General features: G+C 62.9%; 26 protein-coding genes and 1 pseudogene. 21 read left to right on the forward strand and 6 right to left on the reverse strand.

Annotated elements, in window-relative coordinates:
- The first annotated feature begins 111 nt into the window (after positions 1 to 111).
- The 5 genes from A4C63_RS03500 to ispD all read left to right on the forward strand — a co-directional run bounded on the left by A4C63_RS03500 (position 112) and on the right by ispD (position 5186).
- Positions 112 to 1740, forward strand: coding sequence for a CTP synthase (locus A4C63_RS03500; protein ID WP_063911519.1), 1629 nt, complete (start codon positions 112 to 114; stop codon positions 1738 to 1740).
- A gap of 3 nt (positions 1741 to 1743) precedes the next feature.
- The gene (kdsA, locus tag A4C63_RS03505) at positions 1744 to 2589 is read left to right on the forward strand and encodes a 3-deoxy-8-phosphooctulonate synthase (RefSeq protein WP_063911520.1); all 846 of its coding nucleotides are present in this window, start codon (positions 1744 to 1746) and stop codon (positions 2587 to 2589) included.
- Between the two features lie 153 nt (positions 2590 to 2742).
- Positions 2743 to 4032 (forward strand): phosphopyruvate hydratase, encoded by a 1290-nt coding sequence (gene eno / locus A4C63_RS03510; RefSeq protein ID WP_013971266.1) that lies wholly within the window; start codon positions 2743 to 2745, stop codon positions 4030 to 4032.
- Positions 4033 to 4200: 168 nt separating this feature from the next.
- Positions 4201 to 4482 (forward strand): cell division protein FtsB, encoded by a 282-nt coding sequence (gene ftsB, locus A4C63_RS03515; protein ID WP_004375443.1) that lies wholly within the window; start codon positions 4201 to 4203, stop codon positions 4480 to 4482.
- Entirely contained in the window at positions 4479 to 5186 is a 708-nt protein-coding gene (gene ispD, locus A4C63_RS03520) for a 2-C-methyl-D-erythritol 4-phosphate cytidylyltransferase (protein ID WP_063911521.1), read from the forward strand. Before ftsB ends, ispD begins: the two co-directional genes overlap by 4 nt.
- Positions 5187 to 5318: 132 nt before the next feature.
- Here ispD and A4C63_RS03525 read toward each other — a convergent pair whose 3' ends face one another.
- The gene (locus tag A4C63_RS03525; RefSeq protein WP_063911522.1) at positions 5319 to 6215 is read right to left on the reverse strand and encodes a LysR substrate-binding domain-containing protein; all 897 of its coding nucleotides are present in this window, start codon (positions 6213 to 6215) and stop codon (positions 5319 to 5321) included.
- Positions 6216 to 6322: 107 nt separating this feature from the next.
- Between A4C63_RS03525 and A4C63_RS03530 the strand changes: the two genes are divergently transcribed.
- The 8 genes from A4C63_RS03530 (at position 6323) to rpoS (ending at position 13643) form a co-directional block, all read left to right on the forward strand.
- Positions 6323 to 7435, forward strand: coding sequence for an S-(hydroxymethyl)glutathione dehydrogenase/class III alcohol dehydrogenase (locus A4C63_RS03530; RefSeq protein WP_016712915.1), 1113 nt, complete (start codon positions 6323 to 6325; stop codon positions 7433 to 7435).
- A gap of 8 nt (positions 7436 to 7443) precedes the next feature.
- On the forward strand, positions 7444 to 8298 hold the full coding sequence (fghA, locus tag A4C63_RS03535; RefSeq protein ID WP_025337989.1) for an S-formylglutathione hydrolase: 855 nt from the start codon (positions 7444 to 7446) through the stop codon (positions 8296 to 8298).
- A 210-nt stretch (positions 8299 to 8508) separates the two neighbouring features.
- Positions 8509 to 8982, forward strand: coding sequence for a 2-C-methyl-D-erythritol 2,4-cyclodiphosphate synthase (gene ispF / locus A4C63_RS03540; protein ID WP_063911523.1), 474 nt, complete (start codon positions 8509 to 8511; stop codon positions 8980 to 8982).
- A complete protein-coding gene (gene truD, locus A4C63_RS03545) occupies positions 8979 to 10037 on the forward strand; it encodes a tRNA pseudouridine(13) synthase TruD (RefSeq protein WP_063911524.1) in 1059 nt (352 codons plus the stop codon). Before ispF ends, truD begins: the two co-directional genes overlap by 4 nt.
- Positions 10025 to 10774 carry a 5'/3'-nucleotidase SurE gene (surE, locus tag A4C63_RS03550; protein ID WP_025337991.1) on the forward strand — a complete coding sequence of 250 codons (750 nt, stop codon included), beginning with the start codon at positions 10025 to 10027 and terminating at the stop codon, positions 10772 to 10774. The genes truD and surE overlap by 13 nt, the downstream gene beginning before the upstream one ends.
- A 35-nt stretch (positions 10775 to 10809) precedes the next feature.
- Entirely contained in the window at positions 10810 to 11448 is a 639-nt protein-coding gene (locus A4C63_RS03555; RefSeq protein ID WP_015269209.1) for a protein-L-isoaspartate(D-aspartate) O-methyltransferase, read from the forward strand.
- A 221-nt stretch (positions 11449 to 11669) separates the two neighbouring features.
- Positions 11670 to 12527 (forward strand): peptidoglycan DD-metalloendopeptidase family protein, encoded by an 858-nt coding sequence (locus tag A4C63_RS03560; protein ID WP_063911525.1) that lies wholly within the window; start codon positions 11670 to 11672, stop codon positions 12525 to 12527.
- 108 nt (positions 12528 to 12635) lie between these two features.
- The gene (gene rpoS, locus A4C63_RS03565) at positions 12636 to 13643 is read left to right on the forward strand and encodes an RNA polymerase sigma factor RpoS (protein ID WP_063911526.1); all 1008 of its coding nucleotides are present in this window, start codon (positions 12636 to 12638) and stop codon (positions 13641 to 13643) included.
- 617 nt (positions 13644 to 14260) lie between these two features.
- Here rpoS and fdxA read toward each other — a convergent pair.
- Together fdxA and mutS are read right to left on the reverse strand one after the other, a co-directional pair.
- Positions 14261 to 14584 (reverse strand): ferredoxin FdxA, encoded by a 324-nt coding sequence (gene fdxA / locus A4C63_RS03570; RefSeq protein WP_004375459.1) that lies wholly within the window; start codon positions 14582 to 14584, stop codon positions 14261 to 14263.
- Positions 14585 to 14724: 140 nt separating this feature from the next.
- Positions 14725 to 17298, reverse strand: coding sequence for a DNA mismatch repair protein MutS (gene mutS, locus A4C63_RS03575; protein ID WP_063911754.1), 2574 nt, complete (start codon positions 17296 to 17298; stop codon positions 14725 to 14727).
- A 305-nt stretch (positions 17299 to 17603) separates the two neighbouring features.
- On the opposite strand from mutS, the gene A4C63_RS03580 reads away from it, so the two are divergent.
- The 4 genes from A4C63_RS03580 to recX all read left to right on the forward strand — a co-directional run bounded on the left by A4C63_RS03580 (position 17604) and on the right by recX (position 20786).
- The gene (locus A4C63_RS03580; RefSeq protein ID WP_063911527.1) at positions 17604 to 18257 is read left to right on the forward strand and encodes a hypothetical protein; all 654 of its coding nucleotides are present in this window, start codon (positions 17604 to 17606) and stop codon (positions 18255 to 18257) included.
- Between the two features lie 383 nt (positions 18258 to 18640).
- On the forward strand, positions 18641 to 19123 hold the full coding sequence (locus tag A4C63_RS03585; protein ID WP_063911528.1) for a CinA family protein: 483 nt from the start codon (positions 18641 to 18643) through the stop codon (positions 19121 to 19123).
- Between the two features lie 103 nt (positions 19124 to 19226).
- The gene (gene recA, locus A4C63_RS03590) at positions 19227 to 20294 is read left to right on the forward strand and encodes a recombinase RecA (RefSeq protein ID WP_015269214.1); all 1068 of its coding nucleotides are present in this window, start codon (positions 19227 to 19229) and stop codon (positions 20292 to 20294) included.
- 21 nt (positions 20295 to 20315) lie between these two features.
- On the forward strand, positions 20316 to 20786 hold the full coding sequence (recX, locus tag A4C63_RS03595) for a recombination regulator RecX (protein WP_046616639.1): 471 nt from the start codon (positions 20316 to 20318) through the stop codon (positions 20784 to 20786).
- 215 nt (positions 20787 to 21001) lie between these two features.
- Here the strand turns inward: recX and A4C63_RS03600 are convergent, their stop codons facing one another.
- Complete coding sequence (locus A4C63_RS03600) at positions 21002 to 22120, reverse strand: LOG family protein (protein ID WP_025337997.1); 1119 nt, start codon at positions 22118 to 22120, stop codon at positions 21002 to 21004.
- 162 nt (positions 22121 to 22282) lie between these two features.
- On the opposite strand from A4C63_RS03600, the pseudogene A4C63_RS03605 reads away from it, so the two are divergent.
- Positions 22283 to 22494, forward strand: a pseudogene (locus A4C63_RS03605) (hypothetical protein).
- A 16-nt stretch (positions 22495 to 22510) separates the two neighbouring features.
- Here the strand turns inward: A4C63_RS03605 and A4C63_RS03610 are convergent.
- Positions 22511 to 22930 (reverse strand): quorum-sensing-regulated virulence factor family protein, encoded by a 420-nt coding sequence (locus tag A4C63_RS03610; protein WP_063911530.1) that lies wholly within the window; start codon positions 22928 to 22930, stop codon positions 22511 to 22513.
- Between the two features lie 221 nt (positions 22931 to 23151).
- Here A4C63_RS03610 and A4C63_RS03615 point away from each other — a divergent pair, with 221 nt between their 5' ends.
- The 3 genes from A4C63_RS03615 to A4C63_RS03625 all read left to right on the forward strand — a co-directional run bounded on the left by A4C63_RS03615 (position 23152) and on the right by A4C63_RS03625 (position 25030).
- Positions 23152 to 23862 (forward strand): tRNA-uridine aminocarboxypropyltransferase, encoded by a 711-nt coding sequence (locus tag A4C63_RS03615; RefSeq protein ID WP_013971344.1) that lies wholly within the window; start codon positions 23152 to 23154, stop codon positions 23860 to 23862.
- Between the two features lie 78 nt (positions 23863 to 23940).
- Positions 23941 to 24591: a response regulator transcription factor ErdR gene (erdR, locus tag A4C63_RS03620; RefSeq protein WP_016715442.1), complete on the forward strand. Its 651-nt coding sequence runs from the start codon at positions 23941 to 23943 to the stop codon at positions 24589 to 24591.
- 73 nt (positions 24592 to 24664) lie between these two features.
- Positions 24665 to 25030, forward strand: a complete 366-nt coding sequence (locus tag A4C63_RS03625) for a diacylglycerol kinase (protein WP_015269218.1) — start codon at positions 24665 to 24667, stop codon at positions 25028 to 25030.
- Here A4C63_RS03625 and finR read toward each other — a convergent pair.
- Positions 25027 to 25953 carry a LysR family transcriptional regulator FinR gene (gene finR / locus A4C63_RS03630; protein WP_004375481.1) on the reverse strand — a complete coding sequence of 309 codons (927 nt, stop codon included), beginning with the start codon at positions 25951 to 25953 and terminating at the stop codon, positions 25027 to 25029. The genes A4C63_RS03625 and finR overlap by 4 nt on opposite strands.
- Between the last annotated feature and the right edge of the window lie 115 nt (positions 25954 to 26068).

A 26068-nucleotide genomic window follows, 5' to 3' on the forward strand; every position in this document is an offset into this window, starting at 1 on the left:
CGGCAGTTTTTCGAGATGCACTGTGATTGACGCAGGTGATCGGGGGCTTCGGCCTTCCTTCGCTTTCTCCGGCGGCGCTGGCCGCCTTAACGCAGACTTCTAGGGTTTTTCATGACGCGCTACATATTCGTCACGGGCGGTGTTGTTTCTTCATTGGGGAAAGGCATTGCCTCGGCTTCCCTGGCGGCCATCCTGGAAGCGCGGGGCCTGAAGGTCACCATGCTCAAGCTGGATCCGTACATCAACGTCGATCCGGGCACCATGAGCCCGTTCCAGCACGGTGAAGTGTTCGTCACCCACGATGGCGCCGAGACCGACCTCGACCTGGGCCACTACGAGCGGTTCATCCGCACCACCATGACCCAGAACAACAACTTCACCACCGGCCGCATCTACGAGCACGTACTGCGCAAGGAGCGTCGTGGTGACTACCTGGGCGCGACCATCCAGGTCATCCCGCACATCACCGACGAAATCAAGCGTCGCATCATCAAGGGCGCCGGCGATGCCGACGTGGCCCTGGTGGAAATCGGCGGTACCGTGGGGGACATCGAGTCGCAGCCGTTCCTCGAGGCCATCCGCCAGCTGCGCGTCGAAGTGGGCTCCAAGCGCGCCATGCTGATGCACCTGACGCTGGTCCCATACATCGCCACCGCTGGCGAGACCAAGACCAAGCCGACCCAGCACTCGGTCAAGGAGCTGCGCTCCATCGGCCTGCAGCCTGACGTGCTGATCTGCCGCTCCGACCACCCGGTCGATGCCTCGTCGCGTCGCAAGATCGCGCTGTTCACCAACGTTGAAGAGCGCGCGGTGATTTCGCTGGAAGACGTCGACACCATCTACAAGATCCCGGGCGTGCTGCACGCACAGGGCCTGGACGACTTCGTCGTCGAGCGCTTCGGCCTGCAGTGCAACGGCGCCGATCTGTCCGAGTGGGACAAGGTGGTCGATGCCAAGCTCAACCCTGAGCACGAAGTGACCATCGCCATGGTCGGCAAGTACATGGAGCTGCTGGATGCTTACAAGTCGCTGATCGAAGCGATGAGCCACGCCGGTATCACCAACCGCACCAAGGTCAACCTGCGCTACATCGACTCGGAAGACATCGAGAACCAGGGCACCAGCCTGCTCGAAGGCGCCGATGCCATCCTGGTGCCGGGCGGTTTCGGCCTGCGCGGCGTGGAAGGCAAGATCACCGCGGTGCAATACGCCCGTGAGAACAAGGTGCCGTACCTGGGTATCTGCCTGGGCATGCAGGTGGCCGTGATCGAATTTGCCCGTAACGTGATGGGCTGGAAAGACGCCAACTCCACCGAGTTCGACCGCAACAGCGGCCACCCGGTAGTCGGCCTGATCACCGAGTGGGCCGATGCCACCGGTGCTGTCGAAACCCGCAGCGAAGCCTCCGACCTGGGTGGCACCATGCGCCTGGGCGCACAGGACTGCCAGCTGGCGGCCGGTTCCAAGGTGCACGATTGCTACGGCAAGGACGTGATCACCGAGCGTCACCGCCATCGCTACGAAGTGAACAACAACCTGCTGCCGCAACTGATCGATGCCGGCCTGGTGGTTTCCGGCCGTTCCGAAGACGGCGCGCTGGTGGAAGTGGTCGAGTCCAAGGACCACCCATGGTTCGTCGCTTGCCAGTTCCACCCGGAATTCACCTCGACCCCGCGTGACGGCCACCCGCTGTTCAGCGGTTTCGTCAAGGCAGCCCTGGCTCAGAAGGACAAGGCCTGATCAATGACCCAGAAGATCATTCGCGTCGGTAACATCGAGATCGCCAACGACAAGCCGTTCGTCCTGTTCGGCGGCATGAATGTCCTGGAGTCCCGTGACCTGGCAATGAAGGTCTGCGAAGAGTACGTGCGGGTGACCGAAAAGCTCGGTATCCCGTACGTGTTCAAGGCCAGCTTCGACAAGGCCAACCGTTCGTCAGTGGCGTCCTACCGTGGCCCGGGCATGGAAGAAGGGCTGAAGATCTTCGAAGAGATCAAGCGCACCTTCAATGTGCCAGTCATCACCGACGTGCACGAGCCTTACCAGGCCGAGCCGGTAGCCAAGGTGTGCGACATCATCCAGCTGCCGGCCTTCCTGTCGCGGCAGACCGACCTGGTAGTGGCCATGGCCAAGACCGGCGCGGTGATCAACATCAAGAAGGCCCAGTTCCTCGCACCCCAGGAAATGAAACACATCCTGACCAAGTGCGAAGAGGCCGGTAATGACCAGTTGATCCTCTGCGAGCGTGGTTCGAGCTTCGGCTACAACAACCTGGTGGTGGACATGCTCGGCTTCGGCATCATGAAGCAGTTCGAGTACCCGGTGTTCTTCGACGTGACCCATGCCCTGCAGATGCCGGGTGGTCGCGCCGATTCCGCCGGTGGTCGCCGCGCCCAGGTCACCGACCTGGCCAAGGCCGGCATGAGCCAGGGCCTGGCGGGGCTGTTCCTCGAAGCCCACCCCGATCCGGACAACGCCAAGTGCGATGGCCCATGCGCCCTGCGCCTGGACAAACTGGAGCCGTTCCTGGCCCAGCTCAAGCAACTGGACGACCTGGTGAAAAGTTTTCCGACGGTAGAAACCGCGTAAAGCTCAATTCTCGGGTAAAGTACCGCCCGATCCACCCCTGACCAGTCGGTCAGGGGTTCCCTTCACCCGGCCTGCCCACTGCAAGTCCGCCCGGTGAACGGCAAGAATTTCCTAAGCTAAGTTGTTTTCGTCAATTCTGGAGTGCTTACAACAATGGCAAAAATCGTCGACATCAAAGGTCGTGAAGTTCTCGATTCGCGTGGCAACCCCACCGTGGAAGCCGATGTACTGCTCGACAACGGCATCATCGGCAGCGCCTGCGCGCCGTCCGGTGCTTCCACTGGCTCGCGCGAAGCGCTGGAGCTGCGTGATGGCGACAAGAGCCGTTACCTGGGCAAGGGCGTGCTGAAGGCCGTCGCCAACATCAACGGCCCGATCCGTGACCTGCTGCTGGGCAAGGACCCTGCCGACCAGAAGGCCCTGGATCGCGCCATGATCGAGCTGGACGGTACCGAGAACAAGGCCAAGCTGGGCGCCAACGCCATCCTGGCCGTTTCCCTGGCTGCCGCCAAGGCCGCTGCCCAGGACCAGGACCTGCCGCTGTACGCGCACATCGCCAACCTGAACGGCACCCCGGGCCAGTACTCGATGCCGGTACCGATGATGAACATCATCAACGGTGGCGAGCACGCCGACAACAACGTCGACATCCAGGAGTTCATGGTTCAGCCGGTTGGCGCCAAGACCTTCTCCGACGGCCTGCGCATGGGTACCGAAATCTTCCACCACCTCAAAGCCGTGCTGAAGGCCCGTGGCCTGAACACCGCTGTTGGTGACGAAGGTGGTTTCGCCCCTAACCTGGCTTCCAACGAAGACGCCCTGGGCGCCATCGCCGAAGCCGTTGAAAAAGCCGGCTACAAGCTGGGCACCGACGTGACCCTGGCCCTGGACTGCGCGGCTTCCGAGTTCTACGAAGACGGCAAGTACAACCTGTCCGGCGAAGGCAAGTCGTTCGACGCCGAAGGCTTCGCCGAGTACCTGAAAGGCCTGACCGAGCGCTTCCCGATCATCTCGATCGAAGACGGCCTGGACGAGTCCGACTGGGCTGGCTGGAAGATCCTCACCGACAAGATCGGCGCCAAGGTGCAGCTGGTTGGCGACGACCTGTTCGTGACCAACACCAAGATCCTCAAGGAAGGCATCGAGAAGGGCATCGGTAACTCGATCCTGATCAAGTTCAACCAGATCGGCTCGCTGACCGAAACCCTGGAAGCCATCCAGATGGCCAAGGCTGCAGGCTACACCGCGGTGATCTCGCACCGTTCCGGTGAAACCGAAGACTCGACCATTGCCGACCTGGCCGTGGGTACCGCTGCTGGCCAGATCAAGACTGGCTCGCTGTGCCGTTCCGACCGCGTTTCCAAGTACAACCAGCTGCTGCGCATCGAAGAGCAACTGGGTGCCAAAGCGGTTTACCGCGGTCGTGCCGAGTTTCGCGGCTAAGCAAGAGATGGTAAAAAGACAGCAGCCGGAGTTGTAGGAACGTTCGTACTGATCTTTCCTACATTCCAACGGGTTTCTGTCGACGAAGCCTGGCCTCGGCCAGGCTTCGTGCTATTCAAGGCCCCGAAGTAAAAAGTACCCGGCAGCCTTTTTAACCTGGATAACGTGATGCGCAGTCCCTATTGGTTGTTCCTCGTCCTGCTCCTGCTGCTGGGTGGCCTGCAATACCGCCTGTGGGTGGGTAATGGCAGCCTGGCGCAAGTGACCGAGCTGAAGCAGCAGATTGCCGAGCAGCATGCCGAAAACGAGCGCTTGCTCGAGCGCAACCGCGTGCTCGATGCCGAAGTGCTGGAACTGAAAAAAGGCATGGAGACCGTTGAAGAGCGGGCTCGCCACGAATTGGGAATGGTCAAAGAGGGCGAAACCCTCTTCCAGTTGCCACAAAAATGATCGAAACGTTACCGGCCTTCTGGGCCGTGATTCCTGCTGCGGGCGTAGGTGCCCGCATGGCTGCCGACCGCCCCAAGCAGTACCTGGAGCTGGCCGGGCAGACTATTCTCGAGCACAGCCTCGACTGTTTTCTTGGCCACCCGATGCTCAAGGGCGTGGTGGTCAGCATTGCCGAAGACGACCCGTATTGGCCTCGCCTGCGTTGTGCCAGCGACTCGCGCATCCAGCGCGCGGCGGGTGGCCGCGAGCGTGCCGACTCGGTGCTCAATGCCTTGCTGATGCTGCATGCCCAAGGGGCAGCGGACAGCGACTGGGTGCTGGTGCACGATGCCGCGCGACCGAACCTGGCGCGCAGCGATCTGGACAAGCTGTTGTCGGAGTTGGCGGGCGACCCGGTGGGTGGCCTGCTGGCGGTGCCGGCGCGCGATACCCTCAAGCGGGCCAATGCCGATGGCCGGGTGGGCGCTACCGTAGACCGCAGCACCATCTGGCAGGCCTATACCCCGCAGATGTTCCGCCTGGGGGCCTTGCATCGGGCGCTGGCCGAATGCCTGGTGTCGGATGTGCCGGTGACCGACGAGTCCTCCGCCATCGAGTGGTCCGGCCAGGCGCCGCGGCTGGTCGAGGGGCGCAGCGACAACATCAAGGTGACCCGGCCGGAAGACCTGGAGTGGTTGCGCCAGCGTTGGGCGGGGCGCCGCTGAATTTCTTGCTCCTGTGCCGGCCTCTTCGCGGGTAAACCCGCTCCCACAGGTACAGCGCAAACCTGAAGGGATGTGCGATACCTGTGGGAGCGGGTTTACCCGCGAAGAGGCCGGCACAGCCAACATGCCGCTTCAGCCTTGCCGATACTCCGGCAACCCCGCCAACCCTTCCTTCAGGTAATCCACCAGCCGCCGTACCTTCGGCGACAGGTGCCGCTGCTGCGGATACAGCGCCCACACCGCCGTGTTCGGCGGCTGGTGCGCCTCCAGCAACGACACCAGCGCGCCACTGTTCAGGTGCTCCAGCACGTAGTAATCCGGCAATTGGCACAACCCCATCCCCTGCAGCGCCGCGTCCAGCACCGCCTGCCCGCTGTTGCAGCGCCAGTTGCCCTGCACGCGCTGGCTGATCTCGCGGCCGTCCTGCAGCAGCGCCCACAAGTCAGAACTGCCCACCAGGCAATTGTGCCGCGCCAGTTCTGACAGGCTGTGTGGCCGACCGTAACGTTCCAGGTAGGCCGGTGAGGCGCACAGGTACATGCGCCGAGGCGCCAGGCGGGTTGCCACCAGTCGCGAGTCGGCCAGCCGGCCCAGGCGGATGGCCAGGTCCATGCCTTCATGCACCAGGTCGAGGGTGTGGTTGCTCAGTTCCACATCCACCCGCAACTGCGGGTAAAGCGCCATGAACCGCGTCACCAGCGGTACGATGAAGCGCTCGCCATAGGCCACCGCGCAGGTCATGCGCAGCAACCCCTTGGGTTCGCTCGCCAGGTCGCCCATGGCGCGCAGGGCCTCCTCGCGGCCATCCTGCAGACGCTGGCAGTGCTGCAGGAATGTCTGCCCGGCCTCGCTCAGGGTCACCCGCCGGGTACTGCGGTACAGCAGGCGCGTCTGCAGCCGTTCTTCCAGCCGGGCGATCTGCCGGCTGATGTGCGACGAGGAAACCCCCAGGCGCTCGGCGGCCGCGGTGAACTGGCCCGACTCGGCCACGGCGACGAATTCGTCGATGCCTTCCCAGCGGCTGCTCATTGATTATCCCTGCATGGCAATAATGTTTTGTCTTTGCCCGGATTATTCATCAAATGGCGGTGAATTACACTGCCAGACTGAATCGACCCTCTGTCTGGAGACCTTTGATGATCAAGTCCCGTGCTGCCGTAGCCTTCGAGGCCAAGAAACCCCTGGAAATCGTCGAAGTCGACGTGGCCATGCCCAAGGCCGGTGAAGTGCTGCTGCGCGTGGTCGCCAGCGGTGTCTGCCACACCGACGCCTACACCCTGTCCGGCGCCGACCCGGAGGGTATCTTCCCGTCGATCCTCGGCCACGAAGGTGGTGCGATCGTCGAGGCAGTAGGCGAGGGCGTCACCTCGGTCGCCGTCGGTGACCACGTCATCCCGCTGTACACCCCGGAATGCGGCAAGTGCAAGTTCTGCCTCTCGGGCAAGACCAACCTGTGCCAGGCCATCCGCGCCACCCAGGGCAAGGGCCTGATGCCGGACGGCACCACGCGCTTCTCCTACAAGGGCCAGCAGCTGTTCCACTACATGGGTACCTCGACCTTCTCCGAGTACACCGTGCTGCCGGAAATCTCCGTGGCCAAGATCCAGAAAGAAGCGCCACTGGAAAAGGTCTGCCTGCTGGGCTGTGGCGTCACCACCGGTATCGGCGCGGTGCTCAACACCGCCAAGGTCAAGCCGGGTGACACCGTGGCCATCTTCGGCCTGGGCGGCATCGGCCTGTCGGCGGTGATCGGTGCGGTCAAGGCCAAGGCCTCGCGCATCATCGCCATCGACATCAACCCGGCCAAGTTCGAAATCGCCCGCCAGCTGGGTGCCACCGACTGCATCAACCCGAAAGACTACGATCGCCCGATCCAGGAAGTGATCGTCGACCTCACCGACGGCGGCGTGGACTTCTCCTTCGAGTGCATCGGCAACGTGCAGCTGATGCGTGCTGCGCTGGAGTGCTGCCACAAGGGCTGGGGCGAGTCGGTGATCATCGGCGTGGCCGGTGCCGGCCAGGAAATCGCCACCCGTCCGTTCCAGCTGGTCACCGGCCGTGTATGGCGTGGTTCGGCGTTCGGTGGCGTGCGTGGCCGCAGCGAACTGCCAAGCTACGTGGAAATGTCCGAGAAGGGCGAGATCCCGCTGGATACCTTCATCACCCACACCATGGGCCTGGAAGACATCAACAAGGCCTTCGACCTGATGCATGAAGGCAAGAGCATCCGCAGCGTGATCCACTTCTGAGGTTTGCCATGAGCCTGGATAACATCTCCTGCCAGAAGAGCTTCGGCGGCTGGCACAAGCGTTACCGGCATCACTCCAAGGTGCTGGGCTGCGACATGGTGTTCGCCGTCTACCTGCCGCCGCAGGCCGAACAGGGTGAGAAGCTGCCGGTGCTGTACTGGCTCAGCGGCCTCACCTGCACCGACGAGAATTTCATGCAGAAGGCCGGCGCCCAGCGCCTGGCCGCTGAGCTTGGGCTGATCATCGTCGCCCCCGACACCAGCCCGCGTGGCGAGCAGGTGCCGGGCGATCCGGACGGCGCCTGGGACTTCGGCCTGGGTGCCGGCTTCTACCTCAATGCCACTCAGCAGCCCTGGGCCCAGCACTACCGCATGCACGACTATGTGGTGGAGGAGTTGCCTGCGTTGATCGAGGCACACTTCCCCGCCTCGGGCGAGCGCAGCATCAGTGGCCACTCCATGGGTGGGCATGGCGCGCTGGTGTGCGCCTTGCGCAACCCGGGGCGCTACCGCTCGGTGTCGGCGTTCTCGCCGATCAGCAACCCCATGGATTGTCCGTGGGGTGAGAAAGCCTTCAGCCGCTACCTGGGTGAAGACCGTGCGCGCTGGCGCGAGTGGGATGCCAGCGTGCTGCTGGCCGAAACTCCGGCCGGCGAGTGCCCGCCATTGCTGGTGGACCAGGGCGACCGCGACGACTTCCTCGAGAAGCAACTCAAGCCTGAAGCGCTGGAGCAGGCGGCACGCAAAGGGGGGCATGAACTGACCCTGCGCCTGCAGCCTGGCTATGACCACAGCTACTACTTCATCGCCAGCTTCATCGAGGAGCATCTGCGTCATCATGCGGTGGCGCTGGGGCGGGTGTAAGGCATAGCTGCGGTGTTTGCTTCATCGCCTGTAGGAGCAGCCTTGTGCTGCGAATGGGCTGCGAAGCAGACCCTGGGTCTAACGCTATCGCCGATATTGCCGGGGCCGCTTTGCGGCCCATTCGCAGCACAAGGCTGCTCCTACAACGACGGCCCCAATACTGGCTAAAGCAGGTAGAATCACGCCCTGACTCATTCAGGGCGTTTTTCTATGCGTATTGGCCACGGCTACGATGTGCACCGTTTCTGCGACGGTGATTTCATTACCCTGGGCGGGGTGCGTATCCCCCACAAATACGGCCTCCTGGCCCACTCCGACGGCGACGTGCTGCTGCACGCCCTGAGCGATGCCTTGCTTGGCGCGGCAGCGCTGGGCGATATCGGCAAGCACTTCCCCGACACCGACCCGCAGTTCAAAGGTGCCGACAGCCGCGTGCTGCTGCGCCATGTGGTCGGCATCCTCCAGGCCAAGGGCTGGAAGGTCGGCAACGTCGACGCCACCATCGTCGCCCAGGCGCCGAAGATGGCCCCGCACATCGAAACCATGCGCCAGCTGATCGCCGAAGACCTGCAGGTCGAACTCGACCAGGTCAACGTCAAGGCTACCACCACCGAGAAGCTGGGCTTCACCGGCCGCGAGGAGGGCATCGCCGTGCATTCGGTAGCCCTGCTGCTGCCCGCATGACCGAACTGGAATTGCTGGGCCCGCGCGCATCGGGCGAACCACTGGGTACCGCCGTCCTCAAGGCGGTGGCTGAAGATTTCCAGGTCGACGAAGTGCTGGACATCCCGCTGTCGGGCCAGGGCGAGCACCTGTGGCTGTGGGTCGAAAAGCGAGACCTGAACACCGAGGAGGCCGCCCGCCGTCTGGCCCGTGCCGCTGGCGTGCCGGTGCGCACGATCAGCTACGCCGGCCTCAAGGACCGCCAGGCCCTGACCCGCCAGTGGTTCAGCCTGCACCTGCCGGGCAAGGCCGACCCGGACCTGTCGCGTGCCGAGGATGCCAGCCTGCGCGTGCTCAAGCAGGTGCGCCACCAGCGCAAGCTGCAGCGCGGCGCGCATTCGGCCAACGGCTTCACGCTGCGTCTGACTGCCCTGGCTGCCGATCACCAGGCGGTGGATGCGCGCCTGGAACAGCTCAAGCAGCACGGCGTGCCCAACTATTTCGGCACCCAGCGCTTCGGCCACGGTGGCGGCAACGTTCACGACGCCCTCGACTGGGCCGCACGCAAGGCCCTGCCCGAGCAGCGCAACGTGCGCTCGCGGCTGCTGTCGGCCGGGCGCAGCTACCTGTTCAACCAGCTGTTGGCGGCCCGTGTCGCCGATGGCAGCTGGGCGCGGGCCCAGGTGGGCGACCTGCTGGCGTTCACCGACAGCCGCAGCTTCTTCCCGGCGGGTGAGGCGGAATGTGCCGACCCGCGCCTGGCGATACTCGACCTGCACCCGACCGGCCCGATGTGGGGCGCGGGCGATTCGCCGGCCGCTGGTGTCACCGCACAGTTGGAAAACGCCGTCGGCGCGCGTCAGCCGGAACTTTGCCAGTGGTTGGCCCAGGCGGGCATGGATCACGAACGACGCATTCTGCGGCTCCCTATTGGCGGCCTTACGTGGCATTATCCCGAGCCTGATATCCTGCAACTGGAATTCGTCCTTCCGGCCGGATGCTTCGCCACCGTGGTGGTGCGCGAAGTCGTGGATCTGGTGTCGGCAGGGCAGACGGACAGCTCATGCGTATTCTGATTTCGAACGACGACGGTGTTACCGCACCCGGCATCGCCGCGCTGCACGCTGCACTGGCGGATTACGCCGAGTGCGTGGTGATTGCCCCGGATCAAGACAAGAGCGGCGCCAGCAGTTCGCTGACGCTGGACCGGCCACTGCACCCGCAGACCTTGGCCAACGGCTTCATCAGCCTCAACGGTACACCGACCGACTGCGTGCACCTGGGGCTCAACGGGCTGTTGCCGCAGGCGCCGGACATGGTCGTGTCGGGGATCAACCTCGGGGCCAACCTGGGCGACGACGTGCTCTATTCGGGTACGGTCGCGGCCGCGTTGGAAGGCCGTTTCCTCGGCGGTACCTCGCTGGCGTTTTCGCTGTTGTCGCGCCAGCCGGACAACCTGCCGACCGCGGCCCATATCGCCCGCCGCCTAGTCGAGGCGCAGTCGCGCCTGGCCTTGCCGCCCCGCACCGTACTCAACGTCAACATCCCCAACCTGCCGCTGGAGCACATTCGTGGCATCCAGCTCACCCGCCTCGGTCACCGGGCGCGGGCGGCGGCGCCGACCAAGGTGGTCAACCCGCGCGGCAAGGAAGGCTACTGGATCGCCGTGGCCGGGGATGCCGAGGACGGCGGCCCGGGCACCGACTTCCACGCGGTGATGCAAGGCTACGTATCGATTACTCCGCTGCAGCTCGACCGCACCTTCAGTGATGCCTTCGAGCAGCTCGACGGTTGGCTGGAGGGCCTGCTCTGATGCGCGAGGACGATATGCTGCGGCGTGGCATCGGCATGACCTCCCAGCGTACCCGGGAGAGGCTGATCCAGCGTTTGTGCGAAGAGGGCGTTTCGAACACCAAGGTGCTCGACGTGATCCGTCGTACCCCGCGCCACCTGTTCGTCGACGAGGCGCTGGCGCATCGCGCCTACGAAGACACTGCGCTGCCGATCGGCCACAACCAGACCATCTCGCAACCGTTCATGGTTGCCCACATGAGCGAGCTGCTGCTCGAGGCCGGGCCGCTGGACAAGGTGCTGGAGATCGGCACCGGCTCGGGCTACCAGACGGCGATCCTGGCCCAGCTGGTCGAGCGGGTGTTCTCGGTGGAACGCATCAAGGTGCTGCAGGACCGGGCCAAGGAGCGCCTGGTGGAACTGAACCTGCGCAACGTGGTGTTCCGCTGGGGCGACGGTTGCGAGGGCTGGCCGGCGCTGGCGCCGTACAACGGCATCATCGTCACCGCCGTGGCGCCGGAAGTGCCGCAGGCACTGCTCGACCAGCTGGCACCCGGTGGCCGTATGGTGATCCCGGTGGGGCCAGCCGGCGAAACCCAGCAACTGATGCTGATCGTGCGCGAGGAGCATGGATTCTCCCGTCGCGTGCTGGGGGCGGTGCGCTTCGTACCGCTGCTCAACGGTCCGCTGGCCTGAACACTGCGGGTTCGAGCTACGCGATATTTTTGCGCCAGCACCGAATTCTTGCAGCAACGCCCTGTCTATCTGGCGGGGTGAAGCGTTAGCGCACAGCTTGCACCAAGGCTTTGCAGCAGTCCTTCACCAACCCTGCCAATGCGGGCGGGCTTGGTTATAATTGCAACAATATTGCATTTCTTGTCTTCATATCGTTTTTCGGCACCATGAGGGGAGCGCGGGTGGGTCACACAGTCATTCGGCAGCGCAAGGACGGGTCGGGTTTCACGCTTCTGGTGATTGCACTGGCCATGGGCACGCTACTGGTGGGTTGCTCGAGCACCAGCAGCAACAGCGCGCGGGTGGTCGACCGCAATAACACCGTGCCCAAGCGCCCGGCGGTAACCACCGGGCAGTACATCGTCAAACCTGGCGATACGCTGTTCTCCATCGCCTTCCGTTATGGCTGGGACTACAAGGAGCTGGCCGCGCGCAACGGCATCGCGGCGCCCTACACCATTCGCCCGGGGCAAGCGATTCGTTTCAGCAGCGGCTCTACCGGCAGCACCACGGTGGTGTCCAGCCCGTCGTCGTCGAGCAAGACCACGGTCATCCGGCGGCCTGTGGGAAGCACCGCCACACCCCCTGTCAACACCAGCAAACCGGCCACGCCGGCAGCCTCCAGCAGCGCCCCGGTGGTCGCCACCGTGCCTGCTGCGGAGCGCGCGGTAGGCGGCTGGACCTGGCCTGCCAACGGCGTGCTGATTGGAAAATTCGCTTCAAACGGTAGTTTGAATAAAGGCATTGATATCGCCGGTGATTTGGGACAGCCTGTTTTTGCTGCGTCTGATGGTGCAGTGGTTTACGCCGGGAGTGGCTTGAGGGGCTACGGCGAACTGATCATCATCAAGCACAGCGATACCTACGTCAGTGCCTACGGCCATAACCGCAGGCTGTTGGTTCGGGAGGGGCAGCAGGTCAAGGCAGGGCAGTCGATTGCTGAAATGGGGTCCACGGGCACTGATCGGGTGAAGCTGCATTTCGAGATTCGCCGCCAGGGTAAACCCGTCGATCCGCTCCAGTTCCTGCCACGTCGTTGACCGTTGTGCCCGGCCTGTTCCTGTGATGTAGAGGGGACAGGCTCCAGCGCTGCCAAGGAGATAGGTGCCGCTCGAGTCTGAGTTCGAACTCAGCAAAGGACTATAACAATGGCTCTCAGTAAAGAAGTGCCGGAGTTTGACATCGACGATGACGTCCTCCTGATGGAGACGGGCATCGTTTTGGAAACGGATGTGGTGTCAGACGAACCTGCTGTATCTTCGGTTCGGACGAGGGCCAAGTCGGGCTCTTCGCTCAAGCAACACAAGTACATCGATTACAGCCGGGCGCTCGATGCCACCCAGCTGTATCTCAACGAGATCGGATTCTCGCCTCTGCTTTCGCCGGAAGAGGAAGTGCACTTTGCGCGTTTGTCGCAAAAGGGCGACCCTGCTGGCCGCAAGCGCATGATCGAAAGCAACCTGCGCCTGGTTGTAAAAATTGCCCGTCGTTACGTGAATCGCGGCCTGTCGCTGCTCGACCTGATCGAGGAGGGTAACCTGGGGCTGATCCGTGCGGTCGAGAAGTTCGACCCGGAGCGTGGTTTCCGTTTCTCGACCTATGCGACCTGGTGGATTCGCCAGACCATCGAGCGGGCGATCATGAACCAGACCCGCACCATCCGCCTGCCGATCCACGTGGTCAAGGAACTGAACGTCTACTTGCGTGCGGCGCGCGAGCTGACCCAGAAGCTGGACCACGAACCCTCGCCAGAAGAAATCGCCACGCTGCTGGAGAAGCCGGTCGCCGAGGTCAAGCGCATGCTGGGCCTGAACGAGCGGGTGTCTTCGGTGGATGTGTCGCTCGGCCCGGATTCGGACAAGACCCTGCTCGATACCTTGACCGACGACCGCCCGAGCGACCCGTGCGAACTGCTGCAGGATGACGACCTGTCGCAGAGCATCGACCAGTGGTTGGGAGAGTTGACCGACAAGCAGCGTGAAGTGGTGGTGCGTCGCTTTGGCCTGCGCGGGCATGAAAGCAGCACCCTGGAAGATGTTGGCCTGGAGATTGGCCTGACCCGTGAGCGGGTGCGGCAGATACAGGTTGAGGGGCTCAAGCGTTTGCGCGAGATCCTCGAGAAGAACGGCCTGTCCAGTGAGTCGTTGTTCCAGTAGCGAAAGCCTGTAACACAAAGCGCCTCGATGAACTCGGGGCGTTTTTGTATGTGGCGATCAGAGGTGCCCCATTCAAAATTGCCGGGGGCGCTTTGCGCCCTTTCGCGACACAAGGCCGCTCCCACAGATACTTCATCGCCTTTGAATGCACCACTATCCTGTGGGAGCGGCCTTGTGTCGCGAAAGGGCTGCAAAGCAGCCCCAAGACATTATGTACTGCGCTATCCCAGTAACATCGCGTGTAAGCCTTTTCTTACTTGTTTTGTAAGCTATTTATGCGCGCTTCAGTAAATCATTGTCGTATCCAGATCCTGCGTTTTCCCAACCTGTTGAAAATTCTGGCTTATTCTGCTGTGAGGAATTGTGTCACCTGCAACACCCTGTGAGGTTTCACGGTTGCTCGCCCGGCCCAAGCCGCTAGTATTCGAACTGTGCACAGGGACATGCACAGGCTTTCAGGAGGAAGGCCAGGGACATCGCAAGAGGCGATTTCATCAGGATGATGTTTGGGACAAGCAGGGACTACGGAAAAAATGTGGGCGGGTCAAACCGCCCCTTTTTTTGCCCGCAGAAAAACAAAAAAGGCCCCGAGGGGCCTTTTTCGTGTCCGGGCGCTATCAGCGCTCCAGGTCTGCAATCTTGCCAGTCTTGCCATCCCACTCTTCAGCGTCCGGCAGGGCGTCCTTACGCTCGGTGATGTTCGGCCAGATTTCCGCCAGTTCGGCGTTCAGCTCGATGAAGTTCTCCATGCCCGCAGGCACTTCGTCTTCCGAGAAGATAGCTTGCGCTGGGCACTCCGGCTCGCACAGGGCGCAGTCGATGCACTCGTCCGGGTGGATGACCAGGAAGTTCGGGCCTTCGTAGAAGCAGTCCACCGGACAGACTTCCACGCAGTCGGTGTATTTGCATTTGATGCAGTTGTCGGTGACGACGAAGGTCATTTCTAATTCTCTCCTCAGGCGACGGCGGCGGCCCTTCCTCTCAGGGCCGCGCGGTTTACGGGTATGTGGCTGCAGGCCAGGCTAATAACCTGCAGCACCAGCAAACCGCGGCGGATTCTACCAGCTTGTAGTGGGCGCCGTTATAACAGGTTCTTTAGTTGATATAGCATTTCGATAGCTTGACGCGGGGTCATGTCGTCCAGTTGCAGTTTGCCCAGCTTCTCGATGGCCGGGTGTGGCAGGCTGGCGAACAGGTCGCTCTGGTGCGGGACCTGTGGTACGTCCTTGGCCTTTTGGGCCTGGGGGTGTTCATGCGGCAGGCTGGTGGTTTCCAGCCGCCCCAGGTGTTCGCGGGCACGCTGGATGACGGCCGTCGGCACGCCGGCCAACTGCGCCACGGCCAGGCCGTAACTCTGGCTGGCAGGGCCAGGCAGCACGTGGTGCAGGAACACGATGCGTTCGTTGTGCTCGGTGGCGTTCAGGTGCACGTTGGCCACCAGTGGCTCGCTTTCCGGCAGCACGGTGAGCTCGAAGTAGTGCGTGGCGAACAGCGTGTAGGCACGCAGTTGGGCCAGGCGCTCGGCGGCGGCCCAGGCCAGCGACAGGCCGTCGAAGGTGCTGGTGCCGCGGCCCACTTCGTCCATCAGTACCAGGCTGCGGTCGGTGGCGTTGTGCAGGATGTTGGCGGTTTCACTCATCTCGACCATGAAGGTCGAGCGGCCGCCGGCCAGGTCGTCGCTGGAGCCGATACGGGTGAAGATGCGGTCGACCAGCGACAGCTCGCAGCTGGCTGCCGGCACGAAGCTGCCGATGTGCGCCAGCAGCACGATCAGGGCGGTCTGGCGCATGTAGGTGGACTTACCGCCCATGTTCGGGCCGGTGATGATCAGCATGCGCGTGCTGTTGTCCAGGCCCAGGTCGTTGGCCACGAATGGCGTGGTCAGTACCTGTTCCACGACCGGGTGGCGGCCCTGCTCGATGCGCAGGCATGGCTCGTCGACGAAGCGCGGGCAGTTCAGGTCGAGGTTCAGCGCACGTTCGGCCAGGTTGCTGAGCACGTCCAGTTCGGCCAGAGCGGCGGCGCTGTCCTGCAGCGGTGCCAGGTGGCTGATCAGGGTTTCCAGCAGGGCGTCGTAGAGCATCTTCTCGCGGGCCAGGGCGCGGCTCTTGGCCGAAAGCGCCTTGTCCTCGAACGCCTTCAGCTCCGGGGTGATGAAGCGTTCGGCGCCCTTGAGGGTCTGGCGGCGGATGTAGTCGCCCGGGGCCTGCTCGGCCTGCTTGGTCGGCAGCTCGATGAAGTAACCATGCACGCGGTTGTAGCCGACCTTGAGGTTGGCCAGGCCGGTGCGGGCCTTTTCCCGGGCTTCCAGGTCGATCAGGAACTGGCCGGCGTTCTCGCTGATCGCCAGCAGTTCGTCCAGCTCGTTGTCATAGCCGGCCTTGAGCACGCCGCCATCGCGGATCACCGCCGGCGGGTTGTCGATGATCGCCCGCTCCAGCAGGCTGGCCAGTTCGGGGTAGGTGCCGGTAATGGCAGCCAGGCGCGCCAGGTGCGGCGCCTCCAGCTCGGCCATGGCGTTCTGCAGTTCGGGCAGCGCACCCAGGGCATCGCGCAGGCGTGCCAGGTCGCGTGGGCGGGCGTTGCGCAGGCCGATACGGGCAAGAATCCGCTCGATATCGCCAATTTCCTTGAGCTGCGGTTGCAGTTTCTCGAAGCGGTAGCCGTCGAGCAGGCAGCGGATCGAGTCCTGGCGTGCCTGCAGCACCTTGAGGTCGCGCAACGGGCGGTTCAGCCAGCGGCTCAGCAAACGGCTGGCCATGGCGGTCTGGCAGCGGTCGATCACCGACTGCAGGGTGTTGTCACGGCCGCCGGCCAGGTTGATGTCCAGCTCCAGGTTGCGGCGGCTGGCGCCGTCGAGGATGACCGTGTCGTCCAGGCGTTCGTGGCGCAGGCTGCGCAGGTGTGGCAGGGCCGTGCGCTGGGTTTCCTTGGCATAGATCAGCAGGCAGCCGGCTGCACCGATGGCCAGGGTAAGCTTGTCGCAGCCAAAGCCCTTGAGGTCCTTGGTTGCGAATTGCTGGCACAGGGCCTTGCGCGCCGAGTCGCGGTCGAAGTCCCATGGCGCACGGCGACGGGCGCCCGGGCGTTTCTCGGCAGGCAGGTCGCGCGTCCAGTCGTCGGGGATCAACAGCTCGACCGGGTTCAGGCGCTCGAGCTCGGCCAGCAGGTTTTCCCAGCCCTTGATCTCCTGCACGCTGAAGTTGCCGCTGGTGATGTCCAGCACGGCCAGGCCGAACAGGCGCTCATCACCGAGCAGCGCGGCAATCAGGTTGTCGCGACGCTCGTCGAGCAGGGCCTCGTCGCTGACCGTGCCGGGGGTGATGATGCGCACTACCTGGCGTTCCACCGGGCCCTTGCTGGTGGCAGGGTCGCCAATCTGCTCGCAGATCACCACCGATTCGCCGAGCTTGACCAGCTTGGCCAGGTAGCCTTCCAGCGAATGGAACGGAATCCCGCACATGGGGATGGACTGGCCGGCCGACTGGCCGCGCGCGGTCAGGGTGATGTCTAGCAGTTTTGCGGCTTTTTTCGCATCTTCGTAGAAGATCTCGTAGAAGTCGCCCATGCGGTAGAACATCAGCTGGTCCGGGTGCTGGTTTTTCAGCTTCCAGTACTGCTGCATCATCGGGGTGTGTGCGGAGAAGTCGGAGATTGCTTTATTCATCAAGGGCTTAGGAAGGTAGGTCTCAATATTGTGGGGCAAATTTGGGGCGTTCTGTGTTGCATGCGTAACGCCGAGACCCACCGGATTTTTCAAGCCGCATAGGTTAACACGGCTACCCGGCAGGCAGTACCTGCAAGTCCGGCGAGTGTGCAGGGATGCAATGAAGGCTAGTTGACATCATGGTGCCCCCATGGAGAATTGCGCGCTTTTGCCCATCAGGGATGGCCTGCCTGACGTATTCGCGGTGGCCCACGGCCCAGTAAACAGTTATTGCAACCAGGTTGATTAGTGCGGTGAGCGCAATTCGTTTTGATGTAGATGCGGTTTTTTGTATTTCCCTCGACACTCGCGCTGACCGGCGCACGCTGTTCAGCGAAACCATCGGGCGGCAACTCGACAACGAAGTGCACTTTCATGTCGTCGAGAAAAACAGCGACCCCAAGCGCGGTTGCTACGAATCCCATCAGCAACTGGCCCGTCATGCGCTGGACAACGGCCTCGATCGAATCCTGATCTTCGAAGACGATGCCCTGGCCTATGAGTTCAAGCCTTCGCGGGTGCGCTGGGTAAACCGCTTCATGCAGAAACGGCCTTTCGAGGCCTTGCACCTGGGCTATTCCATGGGGCGAACCTGGCTGACCTGGTTCCCGTTCATCGCCCGGGGGCGGGTAGTGGCGCTGCATGCCTATGTGCTGTCGCGCGAGGGCTGCCGGATCCTGGCAGAGACCCCCTACGATGGCATCCCGGTGGATGTGGTGGTCAAGCACCGGATCCGCCAGCATTGCGTATTCCCCATGATGTTCCGCCAGCACGCGGCTGCGGTGGCCGGTAGCGATCTGGAACAAGTGGTGCGCAATGAGGACGAATGGTGGGAGCGCAACTGGGCAAAGCACCTCCGCTCACCGATGAAGAACGTCTGGCGAACCGTGCTGCGGCTGAATTTCTGATTGGGTGTGGGCTTGAGGTGCATGCCTTGAGCGGTTTGGCGCCTGTGAGATCGAGCGCCGCCCGCGCGGCGCTTCGCAGCACAAGGCTGAGCCTACTGTTTGTTTCGGGCCAATTATTCCTGTGAAGAAGGCGCGCGGCCCCTGGGTGTCCACTTCGATAATGCGTCGGGCAAACAAGGCGGTCGCGCGCGCAGGCACAGGCTTGACTGGCCCGAAACAAACTGTAGGAGCAGCCTTGTGCTGCGAAGCGCCGCGCGGGCGGCGCTCGATCTCACAGGCGCTAAAAATCCAGAGGCGAACATCCTCATGCCCAGCACGCCGCCAGACGCCCATCCCCTATCCCCAAAATGTTAGGGTAGAGGGCAGCCTTCAAGGAGCCCGACATGGACCCGATCACCACGCTCGCCACCCGATTGGGTGAACACCTGCGCCGCTTCAATGCGCAGGTGACCACCGCCGAATCCTGCACCGGCGGCGGCATCGCCGAAGCCATTACCCGCGTGCCCGGCAGCTCGGCCTGGTTCGAGGCCGGTTATGTGACCTATTCCAACACCCAGAAAACCCGTCAGCTGGGAGTGCCCGAGGCGTTGTTCGGCCAGGTTGGCGCGGTCAGCCAGGAAGTAGTCGAAGCCATGGTCCGCGGCGCCCAGGCTGCCAGCGGCGCGCGCTTTGCCGTGGCGGTGAGCGGCGTGGCCGGGCCGGACGGTGGTTCGCCGGCCAAACCGGTGGGGACCGTGTGGCTGGCCTGGGGTGACGGCAACAGGGTGTTCAGCGAACGCCGGCAGTTCGACGGCGACCGCGAGGCGGTACGCCGACAGACGGTGATCGCCGCGTTAGACGGCTTGTTACAGCTTGGTGCCGAGTAAATCGAAGACAGGGGTTTGCGCGGGCGCTTGCCTGTGGAATAATACTGGCTACTTATACAGGTATTCCGGCCGTCAGGGCCAAGTCGAACACGTGAGGATTTCAATGGACGACAACAAGAAGCGCGCCTTGGCTGCGGCCCTGGGTCAGATCGAACGCCAATTCGGCAAGGGCGCGGTCATGCGCATGGGCGACCACGAGCGCCAGGCTATCCCTGCCATCTCCACCGGCTCGCTGGGCCTGGACATTGCCCTGGGCATCGGCGGCCTGCCAAAAGGCCGTATCGTCGAGATCTACGGTCCGGAATCGTCGGGTAAGACCACGCTGACCCTGTCGGTCATCGCCGAAGCCCAGAAAAACGGCGCCACCTGCGCCTTCGTCGACGCCGAACACGCCCTCGACCCTGAATACGCCGGCAAGCTGGGCGTCAACGTCGACGACCTGCTGGTTTCGCAGCCGGACACCGGCGAACAGGCCCTGGAAATCACCGACATGCTGGTGCGTTCCAACGCTGTTGACGTGATTATCGTCGACTCCGTGGCCGCCCTGGTACCGAAGGCCGAGATCGAAGGCGAGATGGGTGACATGCACGTGGGCCTGCAGGCGCGCCTGATGTCCCAGGCGCTGCGCAAGATCACCGGTAACATCAAGAACGCCAACTGCCTGGTCATCTTCATCAACCAGATCCGTATGAAGATCGGTGTGATGTTCGGCAGCCCGGAAACCACCACCGGCGGTAACGCCCTGAAGTTCTACGCCTCGGTGCGTCTGGATATCCGCCGTACCGGCGCGGTCAAGGAAGGCGACGAGGTGGTCGGTAGCGAAACCCGAGTCAAGATCGTCAAGAACAAGGTCTCGCCGCCGTTCCGTCAGGCCGAGTTCCAGATTCTCTATGGCAAGGGCATCTACCGTAACGGCGAGATCATTGACCTGGGTGTTTCCCAGGGCCTGGTCGAGAAATCCGGTGCCTGGTACGCCTACCAGGGCAACAAGATCGGTCAAGGCAAAGCAAACGCTGCCAAGTACCTGGCTGAGAACCCGGCTATTGGTGCCGAGATCGAGAAGCAGATTCGCGAGAAGCTGCTGACCTCTGGTGCTGTTGCGGCTGCTGGTAAGGCTGCTGCTGCCGAAGCCGATGCCGATGACATGGCCGACGCTGACGCCGGTTATTGATTGCGCGGTAGATAGCCGAACATGTCCGCCGTACTCGACACCCCCGTCGCCATTCGGCGGACAGCCATGGACCTGCTCGCGCGACGTGAGCACGGTCGCGTCGAGCTGACGCGCAAGTTGCGTCAGCGCGGCGCTTCGGACGAACTGATCGAGCCTGAACTCGACCGGCTCGCCGAAGAAGGGCTGCTTAGTGAAGCCCGCTACCTCGAAAGTTTCATCCGGTACCGTTCCAGTTCCGGCTACGGCCCTGCGCGTATTCGCGAAGAGCTAGGCCAGCGCGGTCTGGCGCGTGCTGATATCGAGCAGGCGCTACGCGAGAGCGAGGTGGACTGGGGCGAGCGCATGCGTGACGTATGGCAGCGCAAGTTTGCCGGGCAGCGCCCGCAAGATCCGCGCAGCCGTGCCCAGCAGACCCGGTTTCTGGCTTACCGGGGTTTCCCCATGGACATGATCGGCCGCCTGCTCAGTGGGCGTGATCTTGACGATTACTGAAAGCTGAGGCTGCTTCGCAGCCCTGTCGCGACACAAGGCCGTTCTCACAAAACTGCATAACTCATTGGTCTGGCACGGACTCTGTGGGAGCGGGTTTACCCGCGAACACCGGCGTAGCCGGTGCCATGCACCACGTTGGATTCTTCGCGGCGGTTCGACGCCTCGATGAACCCGCTCCCACAGGGTGAATTGCGCCCCTGACGTTGGGCACGGAATCAACTGACCTTCAACGCCTCCCTGGCCCGCTGCGTGGTATGCATGGGCTGCGGCTTGGCCCAGTTCTCTGGCAGGTTGATGAAATCCACCAGCTCGCGCAGTCTGCCCTGATCCCGGCCATTGAAAGCAAATGACAAACGGGTCAGGTGGCTGAAATTGCCCACTTCGTGTTCGGCACTGCTATCAGGTTGCTGGTGATACTTGCCACTCAGGCGCAAGTCGGCAAAGCCTTCCTGGATGTCATACAGCGCCGCCTCGCTGAGCGGGTGGTGCATGCGGATCACGAACTGGCTCTTCAGCCAGCGGCTGGAGTGGTAGTTGCTGTAGAACTGGTTGATTTCCTCCACTGCCTCGTCAGCGCTGTGCACCAGGCGCAGCAGTTTCAGGTCGCTGGGCAGGATGTAGCGGTTTTCCTCCAGCTGGCGACTGATGAAATCCAGGCAGTCGCGCCAGAAGCTGCCGCCCGGCGAATCCAGCAGCACCACCGGCACCAGCGGGCTCTTGCCGGTCTGGATCAGGGTCAGTACCTCAAGCGCTTCATCCAGGGTGCCGAAACCGCCTGGGCACAGCACCAGGGCATCGGCCTCCTTGACGAAGAACAGCTTGCGGATGAAGAAGAAGTGGAACGGCAGCAGCTTGTCGGTGCCGTCCACCGTGGGGTTGGCGTGTTGTTCGAAGGGCAGGGTGATGTTGAAACCCAGGCTGTGGTCGCTGCCGGCGCCTTCGTGGGCAGCAGCCATGATGCCGCCGCCAGCACCGGTAATGACCATCAGGTCGGAGCGCGCCAGGGTTGCGCCCAGTTCGCGGGCCAGGGCGTACATCGGGTGTTCCAGCGGGGTGCGCGCCGAGCCGAACACGGTCACCTTGCGCCGGCCCTTGTAGCGTTCCAGGGTGCGGAACGAATGGTCCAGTTCGCGCAGGGCCTGCAGGGTGATCTTGGCGCTCCAGCGGTCGGTGTCGTCATGGGCCATGCGCAGGATGGTCAGCATCATGTCGCGGTACAGCGGCAGGTTGGGGCTGTTCGGTGCTACCAGTTGCAATTGTGCGTCGATGTTGCTCAGGTCGATGTTGTTGTCGCGGAAGTGGCTGAACAGCAGTTCACTCGATTGGTAAGGCATGCAACGTCTCCTTCTGCACCAATACCTCTGACCTCAATCTAGACCCTTGCGCCCAATCGTGCCGAGGGTGTTCGGCACAGCCGCCCGTCGGCATGCAACCACGGGTGATGCGGGTTTGGTTAACTGGGTAAAGCGAAACGTGTCGATGCAGGAGGTGGCGGTATGCATCGCTTGATCATCGAAGTGGATCGGCAGCTTTACCAACAGCTAGAGGATGCAGCCCTGGTGCATCACCTGAGCCTGGAGGTCGAGTGCCAGCGCAGGCTGTCGGGGCTGGAGTGCCGGTCGCGCTACTTGCAGGCGCTGCTGGCAGAGATGCGCGCCGATGCCGTCGAAAAGGGCGCTGGCGCGCCCGTGAAGACGAGAAAGCGTAGCGATTGAAAGTAGTCGTTACTTCTTCTTGTTGCCGGCCACGCAGCTGGCATTGTCGAACGCCTGGTCCATGATCGGCTGGTTGGTCTTGTAGACGGTGAAGCGGTAGACCATGACCGCGCCTTTGGACATCAGGTTACGGAAACCGCTGTTGCGGCATACGCTGTCACCCAGCTGGCTGCGTACCTGCTCGGGGTTGGCCTGCATGCGCTCGGCGTGCTCCTGGCGCACGCTCAGGTGGTTGACCAGTGCCTTGCCTTCCACCGTATAACCCTGGTCGAGGATATCCTCGTTGATGGCTCGCGGGGTGCCGACGCTGCTTTCTTTGGCAACCTTCTGCAGCATGTTGTTCAGGTCGTATTCCTGCTTGGAAGCCGCCTGGGCTGCCAAGGGAAGGGCAAGCAACAGGCTCAGAGCGGGGACGATACGGCGCAGCATGAATCTCTCCTGGTTCGATGACTGGCGCTTTGACATGCGCCGGTCGACGGCGTTCCCTGAAAATCGCGCAGGCGCGAGGCTGGGGTACGGTAAAAACAGCGATTATAAGGTCCGCGCCGCCACCTGCACAGCAATTGCCCCCTGTTCTGGTAGACTGGCGCCCTTAGTTTTCTCCGAGCCATCCTTGTGTCCATTCCCAACCTGTCCCGAGGCCTGCCGGCATGAGCCATGCGGTAGCGCGCCTGCGCGCCGAACGCCTGGCCCGCAGCAACAAACCCTTCATCGCCCGTGGCTCGCGTGCCGAACGCTGCCCCGACTGCCGGGTTATCGCCACGCACTGCCTGTGCGCCTGGAAGCCCCGGGTGCAGGCCGAGTCCGGCGTGTGCCTGCTGATGCATGACACCGAGCCGCTGAAGCCCACCAATACCGGCTGGCTGATCGCCGACCTGATCGAGGACACCTCGGCCTTCGGCTGGCTGCGCACGTCGGTCGACGAACGCTTGCTGGCGTTGCTGGACGACCCGCGCTGGCAGCCCTACATCGTCTTCCCCGGCGAATTCGTCGCCCAGGAGCGGGTGGTCAGCGAGGTGGTGCGTGAACCGGGCAAGCGCCCCCTGTTCATCCTGCTGGATGCCACCTGGACCGAGGCGCGCAAGATGTTCCGCAAAAGCCCGTACCTCGACCGCTTCCCGGTGTTGAGCCTGCAGGCCGAGCAGATGTCCCGCTATCGCCTGCGCCGCTCCAAGCGCGACGATCACTTCTGCACCGCGGAAGTTGCGGCCATGTGCCTGGACCTGGCCGGTGATACCCAGGCCTCGCAGGCGCTGGATGCCTACCTGGATGTGTTCAGCCTGCATTACCTGAGCGGCAAGCGGCGCCTGCCGCTGGACGAGCAGGACGACACCCACCAGCGTTTGCATACCTTCCTATAGTCCAAGGGGCACAACCCCTGCTTTGGTTCATAATGACCCTTACCCGAGTGCCCGACACAGAACAGGATCCCCAGATCGATGGCCACTTACGAAATCCTGATTGCCGATGACCACCCGCTGTTCCGTGGCGCCTTGCGCCAGGCTGTTACCCTTGGCCTGGGCCCGGATGTACGCCTGGTTGAAGTCGCCAGCATTGCCGAACTGGAAACCCGCCTGAGCGAAAAAGCCGACTGGGACCTGGTGTTGCTGGACTTGAACATGCCGGGTGCCTACGGTTTTTCCGGGCTGGTGCTGCTGCGCGGGCAATACCCGCAGATACCCGTGGTGATGGTATCGGCGCAGGAAGAGGCCGCAGTGGTGGTCAAGTCCCGCGAGTTCGGCGCCAGTGGCTTCATTCCCAAGTCCAGCACCCTGGAAGTGATCCAGGATGCGGTGCGCAAGGTGCTCGACGGCGAGGTCTGGTGGCCGCCGCAGGCGTTCGAAAAGGTCGATGTCTCGGCCGAGGCCAAGGCCGCCAGCGAAGGCCTGGCCAGCCTCACGCCGCAGCAGTTCCGCGTGCTGACCATGGTCTGCGAAGGCTTGCTGAACAAGCAGATCGCCTATGAGCTGAACGTGTCGGAAGCGACCATCAAGGCCCACGTGACCGCGATCTTCCGCAAGCTGGGTGTACGTACCCGCACCCAGGCCGCGTTGCTGCTGCAACAACTTGAATCGGTTGCCAGTAACTGAATGCGCGTGGCTTCACGCTTTTTTGACCCGTGCCGGTCTAGTCTGCTGGCCTTTCTGTTGTGAAGTGACTCACATGACATCGCCATTCAAGGGCCAGACCGGTCTCAAACGTATTCTCAACGCCGCCGGCTATTCGCTGGACGGCCTGCGCGCCGCCTTCAAGGGCGAGGCCGCGTTCCGCCAGCTGGTGCTGCTCAACGTGCTGCTGGTGCCGATCGCCTTCTGGCTGCCGGTCAGCCGTGCGGAGCGGGCGATCATGATCGCCGTATGCCTGTTGGGCTTGATCGTCGAGCTGTTCAACTCGGCGGTGGAGGCAGCCATCGACCGCATTTCGCTGGAGCGCCACCCGCTGTCGAAAAACGCCAAGGACATGGGCAGCGCCGCGCAACTGGTGGCACTGACCATGGTGGCGCTGGTGTGGGGTGTGATCCTGCTTTAAGCGATCGGTGGCAACACGATCTCGTCACTGCGGGTGAAGCCCGCAGTGAAGTTGCGGCACAGTTCGAGAAATTCGCGCATGGCCGAGGTCTGGTACTTCTGTTTGTGCCAGATGAAGTAGAACTGGCGCATCAGGTCCAGCTCCGGGGTTTCCACTGCTACCAGGCTGCCGCGGCGGAAGGCGTCGCGCAGGGCCAGACGCGAGATGCAGCCGATGCCCAGGCCCGACTCCACCGCGCGCTTGATTGCTTCGGTGTGTTCCAGCTCCAGGCGGATGTTGAGGTTGGTGCGGTGGTGGCGCATGGCCTGGTCGAAGGTCAGGCGCGTGCCTGAGCCTTGTTCGCGCAGGATCCATGCTTCCTGGGACAAGGTCTGTACATCGGCGCGGCCCAGCTTGGCCAGCGGGTGCTGCGGCGCGCAGAACACCACCAGTTCGTCCTCGACCCAGGGCTGCACTTCCAGGTCCGGGTGGTTGCAATCGCCTTCGATCAGACCCAGATCAATTTCGTAGTGCGCGACCTGTTGCACGATGTGCGCAGTGTTCTGCACATGTAGCTTCACCTGGCTTTCCGGGTGCACCTGCATGAAACTGCCGATCAGCAGGGTGGCCAGGTAATTGCCGATGGTTAGCGTGGCACCGACTGCCAGCGAGCCGAAACCGGACTTGCCGTTGAGCAGGTCTTCGATTTCCTTGGCCTGGTCGAGCAGGGCCACGGCTTGGGGCAGCAGTTGCTGGCCCAGGGCATTGAGGCTCAGGCGCTTGCCGGCGCGGTCGAACAGCTGGCAGCTGGACTGGCGCTCAAGCTCGGTGATCGAGGTGCTGGCGGCCGACTGCGACAAGGCCAGCACACTGGCGGCGCGGGAAACGCTCTGGTGCTGGGCCACGGCAACGAAGACTTGCAGCTGACGAAGTGTAAATCGCATATCGATATAACCGATAACACATATCTTGATAATCCAGTTAACAGATATTGTCGCTGCCCCTAAACTATCGCGCAACTGCGCGTCTTGCGCGCGCCGCGTCTTTCTTCAGGAGCCC

Source organism: Pseudomonas sp. p21, assembly GCF_001642705.1.
Lineage (GTDB): Bacteria > Pseudomonadota > Gammaproteobacteria > Pseudomonadales > Pseudomonadaceae > Aquipseudomonas.